Raw genomic sequence first — 22,615 nt, forward strand, 5'->3', positions numbered from 1 at the left:
GTAATGAAAAAGACATGTTCGTTTGAAGAACTGATTGAAGGATATTTTTTCAGTAAGACTCTGCGAGCTGCAACAGAATGGAGTTATAAAAAGGTGTTAAAGACCTTCCTTAACTTTGCGGGTGAGTCAATTAATCCTGCGGATGTTGATGATATAATTGTCTTAAATTGGAGAAGGCATGTAATAAATGTGGAGGGACTTACCAAAACAACATGGAATAACAAACTTACTCACATGAGAGCATTGTTTAATTTCGCGATTGAGGAAGGACTCGTTTCAACTAATAAGAATCCATTTAATGGAAAAATTGCCCGACCTGATGTGAAGCGTAAGAAAACGTTGACTGATACTCAAATAAACAAAATTTATCTTTTGATGGAGTCAAGGGAGTATGATGAACAGTTTGGGAAAAATTTTATCCAAAGGTCAGCGTTGAGGCCTGCATGGTTTTGGCTTACGGTACTTGACGCCTTACGAAGAACAGGAATGAGGCAAAATCAACTTCTGCATATTAGATTATGTGACGTCAGTTTTGAACATAACTGGATAAGCCTTCGTCCAGAAGGAGCGAAAAATCATAAAGAGCATTTAGTTCCAATTACACGTCACCTGAAACCAAGACTTGAAAGGCTTTATAACCTTTCTCTTGAGAAAGGTGCAAAAATGGAAGAGCAGCTTTTCAATTTATCGCGCTTTGATGGACGCAGAAATGAGATCAGTGAAAACATGGATAATCCCCCTCTTCGTGCATTTTTCCGACGTCTTTCAAATGAGTGCGGATTTGTTGTGAGCCCTCATCGGTTCCGCCACACAATAGCGACTAACTTGATGAGTATGCCTGATAGAAACCTTAAAATGGCTCAGGATCTTTTGGGCCATTCCACGCCAGCCGTTACTCTACAATACGTAGAAAGCGACATAAACAAGGTCAGAAGTGTATTGGAATAACTGGAAGTTGCCTAAGATTAATCTTAAGTCAAATCTTAACGATATGATTCTTAACGGAGAAAAAAACCGAGTTAAACCTTTACAAAAGATTGACAGAAAACGTTTCTAAAGGTAAATACGTTGCTGAAGTTTTTTTTAAGGACGTGAGAAATCCAGAGGATGCTCGAACATCCTCCGGACTTAAGTCCCGTGTTCAACTATGGTGCGGTAAGTAAACTACCAACATCATGCTGGGGACCACTGTCATGCCCGTTAAGGATCTCAACCCCTAACGAACAGGCTCTGAAGAGTGGTGCCCGGAGGCGGAATCGAACCACCGACACGGGGATTTTCAATCCCCTGCTCTACCGACTGAGCTATCCGGGCAACGGGGCGCATTAAACCTTAATGGCTCACAACCGTCAACGGCTTTCGTCAAAAAAACGGTGCAATCGTGACTGATTGCTTGCTTTTCAGGCAGGCTGACCAAAATATCACCCTGCGCTTTACCTCGCCCGTGGATCAGCTCAGTGCGCCGTTTTGGCGACACAACGCTATGCTCAGCACATCCTCGGCCAGGCGGCGAGCGGTCGCTACGTCCTGTACGTTACGCTTTACCAGCAGCTTGCTGAGGCAGCCCTCAAGGATCAGCTCCATTTGATCGGCCACCATGCTGGGGTTATCCAGCGCCAAATCCACCAGGATCTCATGAGTAAACTGCCATGAGCTGCGTTTTTGCTGCTCGGCAAGTTGATGCACCGGTTGATCGGGTTGCGGATAGAAACTACAGGCAGCGATAAACAGGCAGCCGGGGAAGCGCCCTTTATTGACGTGTTCACTCAACACTTCATAGCGCGCCAGCAGTTTTTGAGCGGGAGTGAGATGTTCATTGAGCTGCACCTGACGGCGCCAGCTATCGATTTGCTGGCCGTGATAACGCAGGGCGTCATACAGCAGGGCATCACGGTCGGGCCAGAAACGCTCAAGCTGTTCCTTTGTTAGCTCGGTCTCGCCGGCCAGCTGTTGCAGGGAAGTGGTGGCGGCTAATCCGCTCTGCTCAAGCACATTCAGCGCATGCTCAAGAATCTGTTCACGTTGCAAGTGACTCTCCTCTGGAGTGCGGGCCCGTTCGCGGGCGAACGGGCAGTGTCCTGCAACCAGTGTCGTTTAACGCGGCAGATTGTGCAAATGCGCGCTGAAGTCTGCGGCACTCAGGAAACCGGTCACGCGCGAATCAGGGATTTCTTTACCCTGCGCATCAAAAAACAGGATGGTCGGTAATCCGAGCACCTGTAAATGCTGTAGCAGTGCATTGTCTTCCGCACTGTTGGCGGTGACGTTGGCTTGCAGCAGCTGTATCTGGCTCAAATCGTTTTGCACGCCTTGGTCGCTGAAGGTGTATTTTTCAAACTCTTTGCAGGCCACGCACCAGTCGGCGTAGAGATCAACCATGGTGATGCGGCCCTGTGCCTGCTGCAAGGCGCTATCCAGTTGTTCGCTGCTGGCAATGGTTTTGAACGGCAGATGGGCAACGGATTGCACACTGTTGCTGCTGCCAAAGGCCCAGTCTTGCAGCGGACGCGCCGCCACTAGTGCCGCCGCCAGCATCACGATTTGCAGGATGCGCCATTTGCCCTGCGCACGCAGGCTGAGGCTGAACGCCCAGGCAAAGAAGGCCACGCCAAGCATGCTCCAGAGACGCAACCCCCAAGTATCGCCGATGACGCGCTCCAGCAAGAACACCGGCAATGCCAGAATCACAAAGCCAAAGCCCTCTTTGACGCTTTGCATCCAGGGGCCACTTTTTGGCAGCAGCCTGTTACCAAACATCGTGACGGCAATCAACGGCAGGCCCATACCGAACGCGTATAACCATAGCGTGCCGGCACCGGCCCACAGATTGCCGCTTTGGGCGATATACAGCAGGATGGCGCTGAGCGGCGCGGTGGTGCAGGGCGAGCAGATCAATCCTGCCAGCGCACCCATCATAAACACGCCAGGCAGCGAGCCACCTTGTTGGCGGTTACTCCAGAGCGTCAGGCGGGTTTGCAGGCTGGAGGGCAGTTGAAAAGAGAACAGGCCAAACATCGACAGGGCCAGGACGATAAACAGCACCGACAAGCCAATTAACACATACGGATGTTGCAGTGCAGCCTGGAAACGTAAGCCCGCCGCCGCAACGACCATGCCGAGCAGGGTATAGGTCAGCGCCATCCCTTGCACATATACCATTGCCAGCGCAAACAGGCGGCCCACCGAATAGCGACGTGGCCCACCCAGAATGATGCTGGAGATCAGCGGGTACATCGGCAACACGCAAGGCGTGAAGGCGACACCGATACCAATCAGCAGCGCCCACAGCGGTGAAAAGGGCAGTGGCGTTGAAGAGGGGCCAGGCTGAGCCGTGACCGCTGGCGCAGCAGAATTCAGCGCGACAGGATTCAGCGGCACGGAGCGGGTTTCGGGTGGATAGCAGAACCCGGCAGCAGCGCAGCCTTGGTAGGTGACCGTGAGCGTCGCACCTGCATCGGCCTGACGTAGCGTGATCGGCAGTTGCAGATCCTGCGGATAGATTTCGCTTTTGCCGTAAAACTCATCTTCATGCGGCTTGCCCGCTGGCAGGGCAAGGGGGGCTATCTGCGCCTGTTGCGGGGTGACGTGAATTTGCTGGCGATACAGGTAATAGCCATCCTTCACCTTCCAGCTCAGCGTCAGCTGATTACCTTGCTGGCTGAAATCAAAGCCAAAGGCCTGGTCGACCGGCACAAAGCGGCTGTTGTTATTGGGTGAGAAAATATTCGCGTGCGCGGAAAGGCAAAACAGCAGCGCAAAGCAAAGGCCCATCAGGCGGGAGAGTCGTGCAGCCATGACGATGTAATCAGCTCCGTTGGCAAATAGGCCGCGATGATAACACGGCCGCCTCGCCTCGAGGTTTTCAGGATGTAACGGCGCTACAGAATCAGGCTACCAAACAGGAAGCCAAACGCCACCGAGAAGGCGATTGCCAACACGCCGGGAATAATAAAGGAGTGGTTAAAAACAAACTTGCCGATTCGGGTGGAGCCGGTGTCATCCATCTCTACTGCCGCTAACAACGTGGGATAGGTTGGCAAAACAAACAGCGCGGAGACAGCGGCAAAAGAAGCGATGGCTGCCAGCGGTGACACGCCTAACATCAGGGCGGCGGGCATTAGCGCTTTGGTGGTGGCGGCCTGTGAGTAGAGCAGGGTAGCGGCGAAGAACAGCACCAGCGCCAGCATCCAGGGATAACTTTGCAGCATATCGCCCGCGACGGTCTGGATATCGGTCAGATGTGCTTTAACGAAGGTATCACCGAGCCAGGCGACGCCCATCACACAGATACAGGCGCTCATGCCAGATTTAAAGGTGCTGGCACTGAGGATCTCACCGGTATCCACTTTGCACGTCAGGCAAATCAGGGTCGCGACGGTCAGCATAAAGACCACAATCGCTTCGTTACGCGGCAACACTGGGTTGCTGATCAGTCCGACGCTGTCACTGATTGCTGTGGCGTACAGCACTACGGCTGCAATCCCCAACAGGAACAGCAGCACAGAACGTTTGGCGCCCGGTTTGATGTCATAAACACGTTCGCCGCGTAGTGTGACTTCCCCCTTGGCCAGACGCGCCTGGTAAACCTCGTCCTCTTGCAACTCTTTGCCGAGGAAGCTGGTGATCACCGCCGCACAGAAGATGGCGGCCATGGTGGCGGGGATCGACACGGCAAGCAGCGCCAGATAGCTGACGCCGCGCGGTTCAAGAATCGACGCAAAGAACACCACGGCGGCGGAAAGCGGGGAAGCGGTAATGGCGATCTGCGAGGCGACGACGGCAATCGACAGCGGGCGCGAGGGACGAACACCTTGTTCTTTAGCGACTTCAGCAATCACCGGCAGGGTGGAGAATGCGGTGTGCCCCGTGCCGGCCAGTAACGTCATCACATAGGTGACCAGTGGCGCAAGGAAGGTGACATACCGTGGGTGTCGACGTAATAACCGTTCGGCCAGACCCACCATATAGTCCAGCCCACCGGCAATTTGCATCGCGGCAATCGCAGCGATCACCGCCATGATAATTTCGATCACATCGAAGGGAATGGCGCCGGGTTTCATGCCGAAGAAGAGTGTCAGCACCAACACGCCAAATCCGCCAGCAAACCCAATTCCAATGCCGCCTAAACGCGCACCGAGCCAGATTGCCAGCAGAACAATCAATAACTCCACACCTACCATTCATTCCGCTCCTGAGCCATGGGGGGAAATCCAGACTCTTAAAATTGTATACCCTTAATACTTAAAGGTGCAGGTGCGTTGGATACGTGCATTCACCTCAGTCACTGACTTCAGTAAGCTCCTGAGGATTCATGCACTTGCCGCCTTTCTGAACCAAGAGTAGGCCCCATGAGGGGGCTCGAATTATTTTGGGTATGGTCGCCATAAGAAAAAAAGCACGCCGTATTGTATACAAGCGTGCTTTTGGCGATTTGATCCGGAACGGATTACTGTTCGTTTTCGTCGGTGTAGCGTTTGGCTTTATAAGTCGGATGCATCAGGTTCTGGATGGAGAAAATATCATCCAGTTCTGTTTCGGTCAGTAGGCCGCGCTCCAGCACCACTTCACGTACGCTCTTACCGGTTTCTGCACAAATCTTGCCGACGATATCGCCATTGTGGTGGCCGATGTAGGGGTTCAGATAGGTGACGATACCAATCGAGTTGAATACGTAAGCTTCACACACCGCTTTGTTGGCGGTAATGCCGTTAACGCATTTTTCCAGCAGGTTGAAGCAGGCGTTGGTCAGAATGCTGATCGACTCGAACAGCGCCTGGCCGATGACCGGCTCCATGACGTTCAGCTGCAACTGACCCGCTTCTGAGGCCATGGTGACGGTAATATCGTTACCGATGACTTTGAAGCAGACCTGATTCACCACTTCTGGCACGACCGGGTTCACTTTGGCTGGCATGATCGATGAACCTGCCTGCAGTTCAGGCAAGTTGATTTCGTTCAGGCCCGCACGTGGCCCGGAGGAGAGCAGGCGCAGGTCATTACAAATCTTCGACAGTTTCACCGCCAGACGTTTCAGCGCTGAGTGCACCATGACGTAGGCACCACAGTCCGAGGTGGCTTCGATCAGATCTTCTGCAGGCACCACCGGCAGGTTGCTGACTTCAGCAAGGCGCTGTACCGCCAGTTGCTGATAGCCATCTGGGGTGTTGAGACGGGTACCGATTGCGGTCGCGCCAAGGTTCACTTCCAGCAGCAGTTCTGCGGTGCGCAGAATACTGCGTGTTTCTTCATTCAACAGTACGTTGAAGGCGTGGAACTCCTGACCCAGCGTCATCGGCACCGCATCCTGAAGCTGCGTACGGCCCATCTTCAGAATGTTTTCGAACTCGACCGCTTTACGCTGGAAGCCTTCGCTCAGCTGGCTAATGCCGTCCAGCAGTTTCAGGATGGAGGCGTAAACCGCGATACGAAAACCGGTGGGATAAGCATCGTTAGTCGACTGACACTTATTCACATGATCGTTGGGGTTGAGGTACTGGTATTCACCTTTCTGGTGGCCCATCAGCTCAAGGCCGATGTTCGCCAGTACTTCGTTAGTGTTCATGTTAACCGAAGTCCCCGCGCCGCCTTGATAGACGTCAACCGGGAACTGATCCATGCATTTACCGTTATTCAGCACTTCATCACAGGCCTGAATAATGGTGTTAGCAATGTTGCGAGGGATTGTTTGCAGCTCTTTGTTGGCGAGCGCGGCTGCTTTTTTTACCATCACCATACCGCGAACAAATTCCGGTATGTCGCTGATTTTATTATTACTAATGTAGAAGTTCTCAATCGCACGCAGAGTATGAACACCGTAGTAAGCGTCTGCCGGAACTTCGCGCATGCCTAACAGGTCTTCTTCGATACGAATGTTGTTCGCCATGATTACCTTCTTATTATTTCTGCGGTGTGGCTGCCAGGCGACCGGGATGGTCGGCGGCAATCACTGTGCAGGTGAAGCAATTATATTGTCGTGGAATACCCGCACCGACATTTTATCCATCTTCGGGCTGGCGGGCACGATCATATTCTGTTGTTACAGAATTGTTTGTGCACAGATCACTTTACGGGCATTTGCTGGCCCAGCGGTAATAACGATATGTGATGTAGTTCGCAATTTTAAGTCAGTGGGAAAAATTTGGCAGGATCGGTTGAAATCATGGGTTCAGATGCCCATCTCTATCAATACGGTCTTACAGACCATCCCATTCTGCTGCCTGGCAAATAGCGAGGCAGCTCTACTCACAGGAGATATCGGTGCGCTGGATACCGTTCGTGATTTTTTTTGTTCTGGCCTGGATTGAGATCTCAATTTTCATTCAGGTCGCGCATGCGCTGGGCGTGCTGCTCACCATGCTGCTGGTGATTTTCACCTCCTGCATTGGTGTTTCGCTGGTGAAAAACCAAGGCATGAAGAACTTCCGCCTGATGCAGGAGAAGCTGGCGCGTAACGAAAGCCCAGCAGCGGAGATGACCAAAAGCGTTTCACTCATCATCTCTGGTTTCTTATTGCTGCTGCCGGGATTCTTTACCGACTTCCTCGGTTTACTGCTGCTGTTGCCGCCGGTGCAGAAGCATCTGACGCTGAAATTGATGCCACATTTACGTGTGTGGCGGGGGCCGGGCGCGGGGCCAGACAGTGGTTTCACCATGGATGGTGAATATGAGCGTAAAGATCAGGATCGTATCGGCCACGACAAAGATCACTGAGTTATCGAAGGCGGCGCAAGCCGCCTTTTTGCTGTCTTTTTCGTCAACGGTTACAAAAACGAAAATTTTTTATTTTTTGCCCCTTGAAAGCCGTTTTTCCTGACCCTATCTCTCTCTCCACGAGGCCGGAAGCCATGCAGTCCGGTTCAACCCCAAAATGAATGATTGGACTTCTCAAAGGAGAGCTACCAAATGAAAATTCGTCCGTTGCACGATCGCGTTATCGTCAAGCGTAAAGAAGTTGAAGCTAAATCTGCTGGCGGTATCGTTCTGACCGGCTCTGCAGCTGGTAAATCCACTCGCGGTGAAGTCCTGGCTGTCGGCAATGGCCGCATCCTGGAAAACGGCGATGTTAAGCCACTGGACGTGAAAGTTGGCGATCTGGTTATCTTCAGCGAAGGCTACGGTGCTAAAACTGAAAAGATCGACAACGAAGAAGTTCTGATCATCTCTGAAAGCGACATCCTGGCGATTGTCGAAGCGTAATTACGCGTAATTCACTGAACGAAACGAATTTAAGGGATATTTGAAATGGCAGCTAAAGACGTAAAATTCGGTAATGACGCACGCGTAAAAATGCTGCGTGGCGTGAATGTACTGGCAGATGCAGTAAAAGTTACCCTGGGCCCGAAAGGCCGTAACGTGGTTCTGGATAAATCTTTTGGTGCACCGACCATCACCAAAGATGGTGTTTCTGTTGCGCGTGAAATCGAACTGGAAGACAAGTTCGAAAACATGGGTGCACAGATGGTGAAAGAAGTCGCCTCTAAAGCTAACGACGCTGCAGGTGACGGTACGACCACTGCAACCGTACTGGCGCAGGCTATCGTCAACGAAGGTCTGAAAGCGGTTGCGGCTGGCATGAACCCAATGGACCTGAAGCGCGGTATCGATAAAGCCGTTGCTGCAGCCGTTGAAGAGCTGAAAACCCTGTCTGTACCTTGCCAGGACACCAAAGCGATTGCACAGGTTGGCACCATCTCTGCTAACTCTGATGAAACCGTCGGTACCCTGATCGCTGATGCGATGGAAAAAGTGGGTAAAGAAGGCGTTATCACCGTTGAAGAAGGCACCGGCCTGCAAGACGAGCTGGACGTGGTTGAAGGTATGCAGTTTGACCGTGGCTACCTGTCTCCATACTTCATCAACAAGCCAGAAACCGGCGCTATCGAACTGGATGCACCGTACATCCTGCTTGCTGATAAGAAAATCTCTAACATCCGTGAACTGCTGCCAGTACTGGAAGCGGTTGCGAAAGCCGGTAAACCACTGCTGATCATCGCTGAAGATGTTGAAGGCGAAGCACTGGCGACTCTGGTGGTGAACACCATGCGCGGTATCGTGAAAGTGGCTGCTGTTAAAGCACCTGGTTTCGGCGACCGTCGTAAAGCCATGCTGCAGGATATCGCTATCCTGACCGGTGGTACCGTGATTTCTGAAGAGATCGGTCTGGACCTGGAAAAAGCCACCCTGGAAGATCTGGGTCAGGCTAAGCGTGTTGTGATCAACAAAGATACCTCTACCATCATCGATGGTGTAGGCGATCAAGGCGCAATTCAGGGCCGCGTAACGCAGATTCGTCAGCAGATCGAAGAAGCGACCTCTGATTACGACAAAGAAAAACTGCAGGAGCGCGTAGCGAAACTGGCAGGCGGCGTGGCCGTTCTGAAAGTGGGCGCAGCCACTGAAGTTGAAATGAAAGAGAAGAAAGCGCGCGTTGAAGATGCCCTGCACGCAACCCGTGCTGCGGTAGAAGAAGGCGTGGTTGCTGGTGGTGGTGTTGCACTGGTGCGTGTTGCGGCGAAAATCGCAGCATCTGGCCTGAAAGGTCAGAACGAAGATCAGAACGTGGGTATCAAAGTTGCGCTGCGCGCAATGGAAGCTCCACTGCGTCAGATCGTGTCTAACGCCGGTGAAGAGCCATCTGTGGTTGCTAACAACGTGAAAGCAGGCGACGGCAACTACGGTTACAACGCGCAGACTGAAGAGTACGGCAACATGATCGACTTCGGTATCCTGGACCCAACTAAAGTGACCCGTTCTGCGCTGCAGTACGCCTCTTCTGTTGCCGGTCTGATGATCACCACCGAAGCGATGGTGACCGACCTGCCTAAAGGCGATGCACCTGATTTAGGCGCAGCTGGCGGCATGGGTGGCATGGGCGGAATGGGCGGCATGATGTAATTTGCCCCTGACTGCTTAAGTCATGTGAAAAACCCTCGATTGGAAACGGTCGGGGGTTTTTCTTTTGGCGGCGAACAAGGTATAAGTAGGAGCGCAATATTGCGGGTTTTACCCGTCATATTTCTGGCTGCAGATGCGTTGGCTGCGTTCATTCACCCCAGTCACTTACTGGAGTAAGCTCTTGGGGATTCATGCCCTTGCCGCCTTTCTGCACCTGGAACTATTTAGGGTAGGTGGCAATGAATGTTCAGAAAAAATGTGCGTTTTTCTGCTACGCTGCCGCCCGACACTGATGATAATAAATGGGGATTACAATGCGGATTAACCTCTTGCTCGGACTGGCGGTAGGGACTTTACTGCTGGCGGGCTGCAGCAGCTCCAATCAACTGAGTTCAGGCGGCGAACGTGTGACCTTCGTCGACCAACAGCCTGGCAGCCAATGTCAGCTTCTGGGTAACGTCACCGGCTCACAGAGCAACTGGTTGAGCGGTTCAGGCGGTGAAGGCAGTTCTCTGCGTGGCGCAGCCAATGACCTGCGTAACCGTGCGGCAGAAATGGGCGGCAACGTGATTTACGGTGCAACCAGCCCAACGCAGAACCTGCTGTCTGCTTTTGCACCGCTTGACAGCAAAATGTCTGGTCAGGTGTATAAGTGCCCTTAATGGCACGGAATGAATATGAAAAAAGCCGCTGATGCGGCTTTTTTTATTCCTGACGGAGCTGTAAATCCAGCGGCGTTTTGCTGGGTTCACCACCAATCTCACGCGCCAGCTTCGGCACCATGTAGCCTGACACCATCGTCAACAATTGACGCACAAGCGCACGGGCTTCATCGTCGGAAACAAAGAAATGGGCGGCACCCTGCACTTTATCCAGCACGTGCAGGTAGTAAGGAAGAATGCCTACATCAAATAACGCATTACTCAGGTTGGCCAGTGCTTGCGCATCATCGTTGATGCCACGCAGCAGCACACTCTGATTGAGCAACGTCACGCCCGCGCGCTTCAACATCTGCATGCCATAGCGCAGCTCGTCATCAATCTCCTGCGCGTGGTTGATATGACTGACCATTAACACTTGCAGGCGCGTCTCAGCCAGAATCTGACACAATCCTTCAGTGATGCGAGCAGGGATCACCACCGGCAAGCGGCTGTGGATACGCAAACGTTTCAGATGCGGAATTTTTTCCAGCGCGGCAACCAGCCACGCCAGCTCATGATCTTTCGCCATCAGCGGATCGCCACCGGAGAAGATGATCTCATCCAGTTCTGGATGTTCCGCAATGTAATCAATCGCAGCCTGCCAGTTGCGTTTATTGCCCTGGTTATCCTGATAGGGGAAATGGCGGCGGAAACAGTAGCGGCAGTTGACGGCACAACCGCCTTTCACCAGCAGCAGCGCACGGTTTCTATACTTATGCAGTAAACCCGGCACCACGCTGCTCTGTTCATCCAGCGGGTCGGTGCTGTAACCTGGCGCATCAACAAACTCCTGACGGCTGGTCAAAACTTGCAGCAACAGAGGGTCTTGCGGATCACCGATAGTCATACGCTGAATGAAGGCGCGAGGCACGCGTAGGGCAAAAAGCTTGCGCGCATCGTGGCCTGCGGCCAAATCTGCATGATGATCGAGAGCTAAAAGTTGCAGTAATTCAGCAGGATCGGTGACAACATCAGCAAGTTGCTGCAACCAATCTTCTCTGATGGGGGGATTTAGGGTTACAATGTGTGCCATTTTTTTGGCTATTACCAGTTCAATATTTACAGAGGGCCTTTATGGCGACTTATCTTAGCAACGATTTCCGTCCCGGTCTTAAAATCATGTTCGAAGGCGAGCCATATGCCATCGAAGCCAGTGAGTTCGTCAAGCCGGGTAAAGGCCAGGCATTTGCACGCGTGAAAATGCGTCGTCTGCTGACCGGTTCTCGCGTTGAGAAGACCTTCAAATCTACTGACTCTGCCGAAGGCGCAGACGTTCGTGATATGACGCTGCAGTACTCTTACAATGACGGCGACTTCTACTACTTCATGCACCCAGAGTCTTTCGAGCAGTATCAGATCGAAGCTAAAGTGCTGGATGACGTGACCAAATGGTTGCAGGACAACGCTGATTGTATCGTTACCCTGTGGAACGATAAAGCGATCGCGGTTCAGCCACCGAACTTCATCGAAGCTGAAGTGACTGAAACTGACCCTGGTCTGAAAGGTGACACCGCAGGTACCGGCGGCAAACCTGCTACTCTGTCGACTGGCGCAGTGATCAAAGTTCCACTGTTCGTGCAGATTGGCGAAGTCGTTAAAGTGGATACCCGCTCTGGCGAATACGTTTCTCGCGTAAAATAATCGTCAAATCAGGCGCATCATCGATGCGCCTTTTTTCATTCTATGAGTTCAGAAAAATGAAAAAGATAGCGAAGTTGGCTGTTTTTGCGTTGCTGGTCTCCTCCGCTTTGAGTGCCTGCAACACTTTCCACGGCTTTGGTGAAGATGTCTCCCATTTGGGTGGCGCGATCTCACACGCAGCTGACAAATAAATTGCGACGACATCACCTTTTCTCCGTGGCTTAGCCGCCGAAGTGTCTTATCAGGTCTATGCTTGAAGGGCTGTACTTTCTACTGCAACCAACAAGGATATGGCTATGTTAAAGAAAAGTATTGTCGCGATTTTCTCAGTCTTGGTGCTTTCAACTCTGCTTTCTGCCTGCAACACCACCCGTGGTGTAGGGGAAGATGTCGAAGCAGGTGGCAAAGCCATTCAACGCAGCACGCAGTGATGAAGACCGGTGCGAAACCTGATTTCGTACCGGCTTTTTCTCTTACGCTTCCTTATCTGAAAAAGCACTGTTAACGCCTGTCACCCCGTTACGCCGTTGTTTGCCTTAATCAATACGGGTAGACTTCTCCCCCTTATCTGTATACGGAGTCACCAACATGAGCGAAACGGCAAGCTGGCAGCCGAGCGCACCCATTGCCAATTTGTTGAAACGCGCCGCCATTTTGGCGGAGATTCGTCGTTTCTTTGCCGATCGCGGCGTGCTGGAGGTTGATACCCCGGCGATGAGCCAGGCGACCATTACCGATATCCATCTGGTACCCTTCCAGACGCGTTTTGTTGGGCCTGGCGCAGCAGAAGGGCGAGATCTTTGGTTGATGACCAGTCCGGAATATCACATGAAGCGTCTGCTGGCGGCGGGCAGTGGCCCGATCTACCAGATGGGACGTTGCTTCCGTAATGAGGAGGCAGGACGTCATCACAATCCAGAATTCACCATGCTGGAGTGGTATCGCCCACACTACGACATGTATCGTCTGATGAATGAAGTGGACGATTTAATGCAGCAAGTGCTGGAGTGCGATAGCGCCGAGTCACTGTCATACCAGCAAGCGTTTATCCGTCACCTGGAGCTCGACCCGCTATCGGCGGATAAAGCGCAACTGCGTGAAGCGGCAACCAAACTGGGCGAAGGTGAACTGGCTAACCGCGAAGATGACCGCGATACGCTGCTGCAGCTGCTGTTTATGCTGGGGGTTGAACCGAAGATTGGCAATGACAAGCCATGCTTCGTGTATCACTTCCCGGCAAGCCAGGCGGCGCTGGCTGAAATCAGCACCGAAGATCATCGCGTCGCAGAGCGCTTCGAGGTCTATTACAAAGGTGTGGAGTTGGCGAACGGATTCCGGGAGTTAACCGATAGCCGTGAACAGCGTCAGCGTTTTGAGCAAGATAACCGCCGCCGTGCCGCGCGGGGTTTGCCGCAGCATCCGATTGATACTAACCTACTGGATGCGCTGTCGCACGGCATGCCTGCGTGCTCAGGCGTGGCGCTGGGTGTCGATCGTTTGATTATGCTGGCGTTGAAAGCGAATGCGCTGAGCGACGTGATCGCTTTCCCGGTCGATCGCAGTTAAATCAGAAGGGCGCATCAGCGCCCTTATTGCTGTGGCGTGGTCGTTGCCGGTGCTTCCGGGAACTCCTGAATGGTCACGGGCAACATCATCTTCTGTTCGTTACGTAACACCTGCACCTGAATCACCGACCCGGGGCGAATCTCCGCCACCTGGTCCATGGTTTCCTGCGCCGACAAGGCCGGTTTGCCGTTTACCTGCAACAGCACATCATTAGCCTGAATGCCCGCACGATCGGCTGGCCCTCCCGGTGTCACTTCACTGACGATAATGCCTTGCGCGCGATCGAGGCTGCTGCCCTGGCCGTGCAGCGGGGGAAGTTCACGTCCGGTTATCCCGATATAGCCGCGAATCACGCGACCGTCGCGAATCAGCTTGTCCATAATTTTGGTCGCCAACGCGGTAGGAATGGCAAAACCAATGCCCTCCGGCGTTTCACCGTCATTACTTTTATCAAAGGTGAGCGTGTTGATGCCCATTAACTCACCCAACGAGTTGATCAGCGCACCGCCGGAATTCCCCTGATTGATGGACGCATCGGTCTGCAGGAAGTTTTGACGGCCAGAAGAACTCAAACCTACGCGCCCGGTGGCGCTGATGATGCCTTGGGTGACCGTCTGACCGAGGTTGTAAGGGTTACCGATGGCCATCACGACATCACCAATGTGAGCGATACGCTTGGCATTGATGGGAATGGTCGGCAGATTTGTGGCGCTGATTTTTAGCACGGCAAGATCGGTCATGGCATCTGAGCCGACCAAAGTGGCTTCAAAGAAACGGCCATCCTGCAGCGCGACGATAATCTGATCGGCGTTATTAATCACATGCTTATTGGTCAGGATGTAGCCTTTCACGTTCATGATCACGCCGGAACCCAGCGTGGTAATGCCACGATTGTTGTTGCCGTGAGCACTGCGGTTATACACATTGACCACCGCAGGCACAGCACGACGCACCCCTTGATTGAAGCTCACGGGGGATTCATCATCGCTGTTATCATGATCAAAGGTGACGTTGCTGCCCATACGCAGCGCAGGAATCGCAACAAGCAGTAAGCCCGCTACGATCAGGCCCATCACCACAGAACGCAAAAGTTTAAGAATCATGGTGTTATTTCAGGAAAGGTTTGATCGCAGGGCAGAATAGCATGAGAAAGGCGGACAAACACCTGCTTGTCCGCCGTTTGCGAGGTTTAACGCATAAGTAGGTAAATGCTCTCGTCACCGCGCACCACATTCAGTGCCAGCACCGGCGGTTTACCTTCCAGCGCTTTGCGCATTTCAGCCAGCGACGTCACGCGATCGCGGTTTACCCCGACAATCACATCATCTTTTTGCAAGCCAGCCTGCTCAGCCGGAGTACCCTTCTCGATGGCATCGACTTTCACGCCTTTATCGCCGCTTTTTGCCGTTCCATCACTCAAGGTAGCACCTTGTAATGCTGGCGACATGAGCTGGGCGCTGGCGGTGGTTTGCGCGCTCTGCTCCAGCGTCACGGTCACGGTAACTGGTTTGCCCTGGCGCAACAGACCAATCTTCACCTGCTGACCTGGCGGTGTGGTGCCCACTTTGACACGCAGTTCGGCAAAGCTGGTGATCGCTTTGTCGTTAATCGAGGTGATGATATCACCCGCCTTGATACCGGCTTTTTGCGCGGCAGAGTTTGGCAGCACTTCGGAAACAAAGGCACCACGCTGCGCATCGACATTAAAGGCTTTGGCGATATCCGCCGTCATTTCCGTGCCTTTGATACCGAGTTGCCCGCGTTTCACTTCACCTGACTGAATCAACTGCTGTGCAAGATTCATTGCCATATTGCTCGGGATGGCGAAGCCGATACCAATGTTGCCGCCGCTGGAGGCCAGGATGGCGGTGTTGATGCCAATCAGCTCACCATTCAGGTTCACCAGCGCACCACCGGAGTTACCGCGGTTGATCGCCGCATCGGTCTGGATGAAGTTTTCCAGCCCTTCGAGGTTCAAACCACTGCGGCCCAGCGCGGAAATAATGCCGGACGTGGCTGTCTGCCCCAGGCCAAACGGGTTACCAATCGCCACGGCAAAATCGCCGACTTTCAGGGAATCGGAATCGGCGATTTTTACCTGTGTCAGATTCTTAGCCCCTTCGATCTGAATCAGGGCGATATCGGTCTGCTCATCGTGACCAATCAGCTTGGCGTCATACTCGTTGCCATCGCTCAGTTGCACACTGATTTTATCCGCACCGTTAACCACGTGATTGTTGGTGAGGACATAACCTTTAGCGGCATCAATGATCACGCCTGAACCTAATCCTTCAAACGGCTGCGGTTGGGATTGTCCCGGCGCCTGACCAAAGAAGCGTTTCAGAGGTTCAGGAATATCCTGTGCTTGCTGGCCGCTGTCGGTGCCTTCTACATGCACACTGACCACCGCCGGCAGAACTTTTTCCAGCATCGGAGCCAGACTCGGCAGTGCTTGTCCCTGAACCTGTGCGGGCAGCGTGGCCATTGCGCCGGGCGTTGCGGCCAGACTCATACCAATGCTCAAGGCTAATGCGCTTAACAGTCGTGCTTGTTTTTTCATTGCAAACGCTCTCACTGCGAAAAGAGGATAAAAAGTGTGACCGTAGTTTGGGGCAAGTGTTCGGAAACAAAAAGGGCACAGCTAAGCTGTGCCCCAAAAGGATTATTTGCGTGGAGTGCGATCGCTACCGCGCAGCAGACCGGATGCGCCGTCTGAATAATCACGCGGAATTTGCACCGGTGCCTGATCGTTATCCGCTTCGGCTTCCGTCAGTTGGTAAGCAAACGGATTCTTTTCGCCCGGCAGGTTTGGCAGCAGGTCGTTAGAGCCTTTTGCCATATGCTGGTACAGCTGGCGATAATCATGTGCCATGTTGTCCAGCAGCTCTGCGCTGCGAGCAAAGTGGTTGGTGAGCTCTTCGCGATAATCTGCCAGCTCCGCCTTCGATTTTTCCAGTTCATACTGCATGCTACGCTGCTCACGCAGCTTTTTGTTGCCAAAACGCATCACTACCGCGCCGACAATAATGCCAATCACTAAACCAATCAGCCCGTATTCCCAGGTCATAATGACTCCCGTGTAATTTCCGTTGCTTCGTAGGGCATTGCTTCTGTTTCAACTTCATTAGCAGCCACTATACCCAATAATCTATTGGAAGTGGAACTCTCGGGCTGCATCGCTTAGTGTAGTGCGGCCTAATTTTCGCCAACCGACCCGTGAATCGGACTTTTTCAGGGATTCTGAGAGAACCATGCAAACCTTATCTCCGCTTGCCCGTTATGAGCAGGCGCTGTCACAGGGCGAGTTTCGCCCGGACGACGTACAACGCGAAGCGATAACCCGCTTAGATGCTATTCAGCAAGGATTGATAGCGCGCAAACCCGCGCCAGAGCCGGCAGCGAAAGGGCTGTTTGGCCGTTTATCTAAGCTGATGACCAAAGAGAAAAGCAGTAACGAAACGCCGGTGCGTGGTCTTTACATGTGGGGCGGCGTTGGGCGGGGTAAAACCTGGGTGATGGATTTATTTTTTCAGTCTATTCCTGGCGAACGCAAGATGCGTCTGCATTTTCACCGTTTTATGCTGCGCGTCCATGAAGAGTTAACGCAGCTGCAAGGGCACAGCGATCCGCTGTTGATTGTGGCTGACCGTTTTAAAGCTGAAACCGATATTCTCTGTTTCGACGAATTTTTTGTGTCCGACATTACCGATGCGATGCTATTGGGAACGCTGATGGAGGCGCTGTTTGCGCGGGGTATCTCGCTGGTGGCCACCTCAAACATTCCACCGGATGACCTGTACCGCAATGGCTTGCAACGTCCTCGCTTCCTGCCCGCGATTGAGCAGATTAAGCGCCATTGTGACGTGATGAATGTCGATGCCGGCATCGATTATCGCCTGCGTACCCTGACCTCGGCACATCTGTGGAATTTTCCGCTCAACGAGGCCACGCACGCAGAAATGGAGCGTATGTTCCGCGCGCTGTCAGGAAAAGCACGTGAAGATGCGCCCGTTCTGGAGATTAACCACCGCCAGATGCCAACGCTGGGTGTCAATGAAGGCGTGCTGGCGATTGATTTCCTCGCATTATGCGGAGAAGGGCGTAGTCAGCATGACTATATTGAGCTATCGCGCCGCTTCCACAGCGTATTGCTGTATGATGTGCCGGTGATGATTTACAAGACGGAAGATCAGGCTCGGCGCTTCCTGGCGCTGGTCGATGAATTCTATGAACGCCACGTCAAATTGGTTGTGGCAGCGGAAACGTCACTGTTCGAAATTTATCAGGGCACACGCTTAAAGTTTGAGTATCAACGCTGCTTATCGCGTTTGCAGGAGATGCAGAGCGAAGAGTATTTGCGTCTGCCGCATCTGCCTTGATAGCGGGGCAGAAATCGCAGGATTTAGATGCAAAAAGGTTCGATCTTTGAGTTCGACTTCTCTATAATCTTGCGACCCCACGTTACAGCATCGATTTTCTTTCCCAGAATCCGATGTGATCCGGTAACTCACTTGAAGGGGTGGCTTGCTGGGCAAAATGGTCGTGTGAGCCTCATTCGTTTACTTAGCGTTTGGGATTTCACCAACGTGTAACTTTTTATTTGGGTAAGCTTTTCAATGAAAACTTTTACAGCTAAACCAGAAACCGTACAGCGTGACTGGTATGTTGTTGACGCAACGGGCAAAACCTTGGGTCGCCTGGCGACTGAACTGGCGCGCCGTCTGCGTGGTAAGCATAAAGCGGAATACACTCCGCACGTTGATACCGGTGATTACATCATCGTTCTGAACGCTGACAAAGTTGCTGTAACCGGCAACAAGCGTACTGACAAGATTTACTATCACCACACTGGCCACATCGGTGGTATCAAGCAAGCGACCTTTGCAGAGATGATCGAGCGCCGTCCTGAGCGTGTGATTGAAATCGCGGTTAAAGGCATGCTGCCGAAAGGCCCACTGGGTCGTGCTATGTACCGTAAACTGAAAGTTTACGCAGGTAACGAGCACAACCACGCGGCGCAGCAACCGCAAGTTCTTGACATTTAATCGGGATTATAGGCAATGGCTGAAACTCAAAACTACGGCACTGGTCGCCGCAAAAGCTCTGCTGCTCGCGTATTCATCAAGCCGGGTAGCGGTAACATCGTCATTAACCAGCGCTCACTGGAGCAATACTTCGGTCGTGAGACTGCACGCATGGTCGTGCGTCAGCCGCTGGAGCTGGTTGATATGGTTGGTAAATTTGACCTGTACATCACTGTTAAAGGTGGTGGTATTTCTGGTCAGGCTGGTGCGATCCGTCACGGTATCACACGCGCTCTGATGGAATACGACGAGTCTCTGCGTCCTGAACTGCGTAAAGCGGGCTTCGTTACCCGTGACGCACGTGAAGTTGAACGTAAGAAAGTCGGCCTGCGTAAAGCACGTCGTCGTCCGCAGTTCTCTAAGCGTTAATTGTTGCTGCTTCGGCAGACACGATTTGCTCAAAAAACCCGCTTCGGCGGGTTTTTTATTGCCTTCATTCACGCTTTCTCACGCTAAAAACGCGAGCTTTACCCGCATTTTGCCCGCAAATCATTATCCCTGCCCCACAAGCTGCTTAAAATCTGGTAAACTCACTGACACTTTGCGCCCGCAAGCTGGAGCGTTGTGCGCGTTATTCCTGTCGGGATGGCAGAATAATGTGATGAACGCTGGCTGTGTGCGATCTGATGAATCGGTGAGTCGCCGTGTGGTTGGCTATTCGCAGTAACTTTTTGTGAACAAACTTGGAGGTTTTCATGGCTGTCGCTGCCAACAAACGTTCGGTAATGACGCTGTTTTCGGGTCCGACTGACATTTTTAGCCATCAAGTACGTATCGTACTGGCCGAAAAGGGCGTCAGCGTGGAGATCGAGCAGGTTGAAACGGATAACCTGCCACAGGATCTGATTGACCTCAACCCGTATCGCACCGTACCTACGCTGGTCGACCGTGAACTGACGCTGTATGAATCACGCATCATCATGGAATACCTTGATGAGCGTTTCCCGCATCCACCGCTGATGCCGGTCTATCCGGTTGCACGTGGCGAAAGCCGTCTGATGATGCATCGCATTGAGCAGGACTGGTATACCCTGATGCGTACCATCGAAACCGGTAACAATGCAGAAGCAGACGCTGCACGTAAGCAACTGCGTGAAGAGTTACTGGCGATTGCACCGCTGTTCTCACGTACGCCATTCTTCATGAGCGAAGAGTTCAGCCTGGTGGATTGCTACCTGGCACCGCTGCTGTGGCGTTTGCCGCAGATGGGCGTAGATCTGCTTGGCGCGGGTTCTAAGGAGCTGAAAGGCTACATGACGCGCGTATTTGAACGTGACTCTTTCCTCGCTTCATTAACGGAAGCGGAACGTGAAATGCGCCTGCAAGCCCGGGGCTAATGTATGGAAATGTCGCAACTAACGGCTCGTCGTCCCTATCTGCTGCGCGCGTTTTATGACTGGTTGCTCGACAACCAGCTGACGCCGCATCTGGTGGTCGACATCAATCTGCCTGGTGTGCAGGTGCCGCTGGAGTATGCGCGGGATGGTCAGATCGTTCTGAACATCGCGCCACGCGCGGTGGGTAATCTGGACCTCGCTAATGATGAAGTGCGTTTCAATGCGCGCTTCGGCGGCGTTCCACGCCAGGTTTCTGTCCCGATGGCAGCCGTTCTCGCCATATATGCGCGAGAGAATGGTGCAGGTACCATGTTCGAACCTGAACCGGCTTACGAGCTGGCAACGGACGAGCAAGAGGGCGGCCAGGAAGAGACGATGATGTCTGTGATTGATGGCGATCGTCCAGACGATGCGGCTGATGATGATCACTCGCCGGATGATGAGCCGCCACCGCGTGGTGGACGTCCTTCATTACGCGTGGTGAAGTAAATCGCATGCATTAAAAAACGGGCCGTTTGGCCCGTTTTTTTATATCTGCACATTTGTGTGGGCGCGTTCTGGCGCAACCGTTGCTCACATCGGGCGGCCTGAAGGCCGCACCCTACAAATCGCTACGGCGGGTCTTAGTAGACGTCGCGCAGATAACGCTTATCTTTCTTCAACTGGTCGATGTAAGCCGCAGCACGTTCACTGGAGAGGCCACCAAACTGGCGTACCACTTCATACAGCGCAGCGTCGACATCTTTCGCCATGCGTGAGGCATCGCCACACACATAGAAGTAAGCCCCTTCTTGCAGCCAGGCATACAGCTCGGCGCCTTTTTCCAGCATGCGGTTCTGCACGTAAATCTTCTCTTCCTGATCGCGTGAGAACGCCAGGTCGAGGTGCGTCAACAGGCCACTCTGCTGCCAGCCACTCAATTCATCTTCGTAGATGTAATCGTGTTCCTGATGCTGGTCGCCAAAGAACAACCAGTTTTTACCGTCTGCACCAGTTGACTGACGCTCTTGCAGGAAGGCGCGGAACGGAGCGATACCGGTACCTGGGCCAACCATGATCAGTGGCGCATTGCCATTCGCTGGGACGCGGAACGCTTTGTTCGGCGAAATGAAGATCGCTGGCTTCTCGCCACGACGCACACGCTCAGCCAGGTAAGTGGAGCACACACCCTTACGCTCACGGCCGCCGCTGTGATAGCGCACAGAAGCAATGGTCAGATGCACCTGATTTGGATGAGTCTTCGAGCTGGAAGAGATGGAGTACGCGCGGTGTTGCAGCGGACGCAGCATCGCAACCAATTCCGGCACGGACAGATTACGCTTCAGCTCCAGCTGCAGCAGGTCCAGGGTGTCTTTGCCCCACAGCCAGTTCGCCAGGGTGTCTTTATCATCGTGCTGCAACACGTGCAGCAGTTCCTGATTCGCGGTGTGCTGTCCAACCCACTCGATCAGCTTGCGTGACGGCTCAGAGATCTCGAACTGATAGGTCAGCAGATCGCCGAGGTTGCGGTCAAAGCCCGGTACCGGCGTTTCGTAATCGGCTTTCAGCTCACTCAGCAGCAGAGTCACCAGCTCAGCGTCGTTGACGGGGATCACGCCCAGCGCATCACCGGCTTCGTACTTCAGGCCACTGTCGGTCAGGTCGAATTCGAAGTGACGAATATCTTTCGCTGAAGACTCGCCAGACAGACGCTTATTGGTCGCCAGTGCGGCGGCATAAGGGTTCTGTTTGTTGCTACCTGGGATCACAGGGGCTTCAGGCGCGCTTTCTAACACCGTGCCGCTGCTGCCTGCACTGGCCGCAAACTGTGGCATCGCATCGCCAATCCATGCACTGGATGGCTCTTCGTAGTCGATATCGCAATCGATGCGGTCAAAGACGCGTTTCGCGCCCAACTGTTCCAGACGCATGTCGAAGAACTTACCTGCCTGGCAGAAGCCGTCGTAGCCGGTATCGCCAATTGCCAGGATGGCAAAGTGCATCTGCTCCAGACGGGGCGCGGTGCTGGCAGAAAGCGCCTGCCAGAACAGCTGTGCATTGTCCGGCATTTCGCCTTCGCCGTAGGTTGAGGTCACGATCAGCACATGGCGCATGGTCGCAAACACATCCAAATCGACTTCGCCCAAGGCCTGAACCACAGGAACCAAACCTTTGGCACGCGCGGCTTTGGCAGCGGTCTGTGCCAGCGCTTCTGCGTTGCCGGTTTGCGAACCGAACAGAATGTGCAACTGCGTATTGGTGGCGCCACCGGCCGCAGGGGCAGTCTGCTTATCTTCTAATACCAACAGGCGCGAGTGGAGGCCGGCGAGAAAACCCGCCAGCCAATATTTCTGTTCGCCGTTAAAGGGCGCATCTTCAGGAATGTAAGGAATCTTCATGGATATCTGTACTC

24 protein-coding genes and 1 tRNA gene are annotated in these 22,615 nt (G+C 53.1%); 15 read left to right on the top strand and 10 right to left on the bottom strand.

Features of this window, described 5'->3' with window-relative positions; genetic code table 11:
• Positions 1 to 3: 3 nt before the first annotated feature.
• The gene (locus PSSD_RS12005; RefSeq protein WP_058972399.1) at positions 4 to 948 is read left to right on the top strand and encodes a tyrosine-type recombinase/integrase; all 945 of its coding nucleotides are present in this window, start codon (positions 4 to 6) and stop codon (positions 946 to 948) included.
• A gap of 290 nt (positions 949 to 1,238) precedes the next feature.
• Here the strand turns inward: PSSD_RS12005 and PSSD_RS12010 are convergent.
• The 5 genes from PSSD_RS12010 to aspA form a co-directional block, all read right to left on the bottom strand.
• Positions 1,239 to 1,314 (bottom strand) — tRNA-Phe (locus PSSD_RS12010).
• A 135-nt stretch (positions 1,315 to 1,449) separates the two neighbouring features.
• Positions 1,450 to 2,028, bottom strand: a complete 579-nt coding sequence (gene dicD, locus PSSD_RS12015; protein WP_058972400.1) for a division control transcriptional repressor DicD — start codon at positions 2,026 to 2,028, stop codon at positions 1,450 to 1,452.
• A gap of 66 nt (positions 2,029 to 2,094) precedes the next feature.
• Entirely contained in the window at positions 2,095 to 3,795 is a 1,701-nt protein-coding gene (locus PSSD_RS12020; RefSeq protein WP_058972401.1) for a protein-disulfide reductase DsbD, read from the bottom strand.
• A gap of 83 nt (positions 3,796 to 3,878) precedes the next feature.
• Positions 3,879 to 5,180, bottom strand: coding sequence for an anaerobic C4-dicarboxylate transporter (locus tag PSSD_RS12025; protein ID WP_039337152.1), 1,302 nt, complete (start codon positions 5,178 to 5,180; stop codon positions 3,879 to 3,881).
• 266 nt (positions 5,181 to 5,446) lie between these two features.
• Positions 5,447 to 6,883 carry an aspartate ammonia-lyase gene (aspA, locus tag PSSD_RS12030; protein ID WP_058972402.1) on the bottom strand — a complete coding sequence of 479 codons (1,437 nt, stop codon included), beginning with the start codon at positions 6,881 to 6,883 and terminating at the stop codon, positions 5,447 to 5,449.
• On the opposite strand from aspA, the gene PSSD_RS27740 reads away from it, so the two are divergent.
• From PSSD_RS27740 to PSSD_RS12050, 5 genes are all read left to right on the top strand, one after another.
• Positions 6,882 to 7,304: a hypothetical protein gene (locus PSSD_RS27740; RefSeq protein ID WP_167347669.1), complete on the top strand. Its 423-nt coding sequence runs from the start codon at positions 6,882 to 6,884 to the stop codon at positions 7,302 to 7,304. The two genes, aspA and PSSD_RS27740, sit on opposite strands and share 2 nt — an antisense overlap.
• On the top strand, positions 7,258 to 7,710 hold the full coding sequence (locus PSSD_RS12035) for an FxsA family protein (RefSeq protein ID WP_039327422.1): 453 nt from the start codon (positions 7,258 to 7,260) through the stop codon (positions 7,708 to 7,710). Before PSSD_RS27740 ends, PSSD_RS12035 begins: the two co-directional genes overlap by 47 nt.
• Before the next feature lie 192 nt (positions 7,711 to 7,902).
• Positions 7,903 to 8,196: a co-chaperone GroES gene (locus tag PSSD_RS12040; RefSeq protein ID WP_021507766.1), complete on the top strand. Its 294-nt coding sequence runs from the start codon at positions 7,903 to 7,905 to the stop codon at positions 8,194 to 8,196.
• A 45-nt stretch (positions 8,197 to 8,241) separates the two neighbouring features.
• Complete coding sequence (gene groL, locus PSSD_RS12045; RefSeq protein ID WP_039327426.1) at positions 8,242 to 9,894, top strand: chaperonin GroEL; 1,653 nt, start codon at positions 8,242 to 8,244, stop codon at positions 9,892 to 9,894.
• Positions 9,895 to 10,208: 314 nt separating this feature from the next.
• The gene (locus PSSD_RS12050; RefSeq protein ID WP_039327428.1) at positions 10,209 to 10,556 is read left to right on the top strand and encodes a DUF4156 domain-containing protein; all 348 of its coding nucleotides are present in this window, start codon (positions 10,209 to 10,211) and stop codon (positions 10,554 to 10,556) included.
• Between the two features lie 43 nt (positions 10,557 to 10,599).
• Here PSSD_RS12050 and epmB read toward each other — a convergent pair whose 3' ends face one another.
• Positions 10,600 to 11,628, bottom strand: coding sequence for an EF-P beta-lysylation protein EpmB (gene epmB / locus PSSD_RS12055; RefSeq protein ID WP_058972403.1), 1,029 nt, complete (start codon positions 11,626 to 11,628; stop codon positions 10,600 to 10,602).
• A 41-nt stretch (positions 11,629 to 11,669) separates the two neighbouring features.
• Here epmB and efp point away from each other — a divergent pair, with 41 nt between their 5' ends.
• The 4 genes from efp to epmA all read left to right on the top strand — a co-directional run bounded on the left by efp (position 11,670) and on the right by epmA (position 13,802).
• Complete coding sequence (gene efp, locus PSSD_RS12060) at positions 11,670 to 12,236, top strand: elongation factor P (protein ID WP_039327432.1); 567 nt, start codon at positions 11,670 to 11,672, stop codon at positions 12,234 to 12,236.
• Between the two features lie 56 nt (positions 12,237 to 12,292).
• Complete coding sequence (locus PSSD_RS12065; RefSeq protein ID WP_039327661.1) at positions 12,293 to 12,427, top strand: entericidin A/B family lipoprotein; 135 nt, start codon at positions 12,293 to 12,295, stop codon at positions 12,425 to 12,427.
• Between the two features lie 105 nt (positions 12,428 to 12,532).
• Entirely contained in the window at positions 12,533 to 12,667 is a 135-nt protein-coding gene (locus tag PSSD_RS12070; RefSeq protein WP_058972404.1) for an entericidin A/B family lipoprotein, read from the top strand.
• 157 nt (positions 12,668 to 12,824) lie between these two features.
• Positions 12,825 to 13,802 (top strand): elongation factor P--(R)-beta-lysine ligase, encoded by a 978-nt coding sequence (epmA, locus tag PSSD_RS12075; RefSeq protein ID WP_058972405.1) that lies wholly within the window; start codon positions 12,825 to 12,827, stop codon positions 13,800 to 13,802.
• A 23-nt stretch (positions 13,803 to 13,825) separates the two neighbouring features.
• Here the strand turns inward: epmA and degS are convergent, their stop codons facing one another.
• The 3 genes from degS to zapG form a co-directional block, all read right to left on the bottom strand.
• The gene (degS, locus tag PSSD_RS12080; protein WP_039327438.1) at positions 13,826 to 14,905 is read right to left on the bottom strand and encodes an outer membrane-stress sensor serine endopeptidase DegS; all 1,080 of its coding nucleotides are present in this window, start codon (positions 14,903 to 14,905) and stop codon (positions 13,826 to 13,828) included.
• An 86-nt stretch (positions 14,906 to 14,991) separates the two neighbouring features.
• Entirely contained in the window at positions 14,992 to 16,362 is a 1,371-nt protein-coding gene (degQ, locus tag PSSD_RS12085) for a serine endoprotease DegQ (RefSeq protein WP_039327440.1), read from the bottom strand.
• A 102-nt stretch (positions 16,363 to 16,464) separates the two neighbouring features.
• Positions 16,465 to 16,869 (bottom strand): Z-ring associated protein ZapG, encoded by a 405-nt coding sequence (gene zapG, locus PSSD_RS12090; protein WP_039327442.1) that lies wholly within the window; start codon positions 16,867 to 16,869, stop codon positions 16,465 to 16,467.
• A 184-nt stretch (positions 16,870 to 17,053) separates the two neighbouring features.
• On the opposite strand from zapG, the gene zapE reads away from it, so the two are divergent.
• From zapE to sspB, 5 genes are all read left to right on the top strand, one after another.
• Positions 17,054 to 18,181 (top strand): cell division protein ZapE, encoded by a 1,128-nt coding sequence (gene zapE, locus PSSD_RS12095; protein WP_058972406.1) that lies wholly within the window; start codon positions 17,054 to 17,056, stop codon positions 18,179 to 18,181.
• Between the two features lie 237 nt (positions 18,182 to 18,418).
• Positions 18,419 to 18,847 carry a 50S ribosomal protein L13 gene (gene rplM / locus PSSD_RS12100; protein WP_039327446.1) on the top strand — a complete coding sequence of 143 codons (429 nt, stop codon included), beginning with the start codon at positions 18,419 to 18,421 and terminating at the stop codon, positions 18,845 to 18,847.
• A gap of 15 nt (positions 18,848 to 18,862) precedes the next feature.
• On the top strand, positions 18,863 to 19,255 hold the full coding sequence (gene rpsI / locus PSSD_RS12105; protein ID WP_034826648.1) for a 30S ribosomal protein S9: 393 nt from the start codon (positions 18,863 to 18,865) through the stop codon (positions 19,253 to 19,255).
• Positions 19,256 to 19,581: 326 nt separating this feature from the next.
• Positions 19,582 to 20,223 carry a stringent starvation protein SspA gene (gene sspA / locus PSSD_RS12110; RefSeq protein WP_039327450.1) on the top strand — a complete coding sequence of 214 codons (642 nt, stop codon included), beginning with the start codon at positions 19,582 to 19,584 and terminating at the stop codon, positions 20,221 to 20,223.
• Between the two features lie 3 nt (positions 20,224 to 20,226).
• Positions 20,227 to 20,712 carry a ClpXP protease specificity-enhancing factor gene (gene sspB / locus PSSD_RS12115; RefSeq protein ID WP_039327451.1) on the top strand — a complete coding sequence of 162 codons (486 nt, stop codon included), beginning with the start codon at positions 20,227 to 20,229 and terminating at the stop codon, positions 20,710 to 20,712.
• A gap of 134 nt (positions 20,713 to 20,846) precedes the next feature.
• Here sspB and PSSD_RS12120 read toward each other — a convergent pair whose 3' ends face one another.
• A complete protein-coding gene (locus PSSD_RS12120) occupies positions 20,847 to 22,601 on the bottom strand; it encodes a sulfite reductase subunit alpha (protein WP_039327453.1) in 1,755 nt (584 codons plus the stop codon).
• Positions 22,602 to 22,615 lie beyond the last annotated feature (14 nt).

The sequence above is a fragment of the Type-D symbiont of Plautia stali genome (genome assembly GCF_001485335.1).
Classification (GTDB): domain Bacteria; phylum Pseudomonadota; class Gammaproteobacteria; order Enterobacterales; family Enterobacteriaceae; genus Pantoea; species Pantoea vagans_C.